This window comes from Streptomyces sp. DT190, from assembly GCF_049846985.1.
Classification (GTDB): Bacteria; Actinomycetota; Actinomycetes; order Streptomycetales; family Streptomycetaceae; genus Streptomyces.
Map to the genome: position 1 here is coordinate 1 of NZ_JBNCNM010000084.1, position 377 is coordinate 377.

Below are 377 nucleotides of genomic sequence, written 5' to 3' on the forward strand. Positions count from 1 at the left end.
ATCGGATTCGTCTCGGGGTTGGCCATGTCGAAGGGCTTGCCGTTGATGGCCCAGTTGTACTTGTCCATGCCGCCGGTCAGCTTGAGCTGGTGCGTCACATCGGTCCTGGCGGACTTCAGGCGCACGTCATGGGCGGCGCGCAGCTGTGACGCGGACATGATCATGCCGTTGAGTTCCGTCGGACGGACCGTCGGCTTCGGGGCGCTGCCCGAGCCCGTACGCACCAGGGCGAAGCCATTGGCGTTCTTGCCCTCGGCCAGGGCGACGAGCGGGAAGACCCCGTCCCCCAGGGTGACCAGGACGTCGTAGCGCTCGCCCATGCCGACCAGCAGGGCGTCGACCTCCTGGTGCTGGACCGGGAAGCCGTCGGTGTGGGT

1 pseudogene is annotated in these 377 nt (G+C 67.4%); it reads right to left on the bottom strand.

Features of this window, described 5'->3' with window-relative positions:
• Positions 1 to 377 (bottom strand): annotated as a pseudogene (locus ACPXCS_RS39710) (multicopper oxidase family protein); the annotation flags it as partial.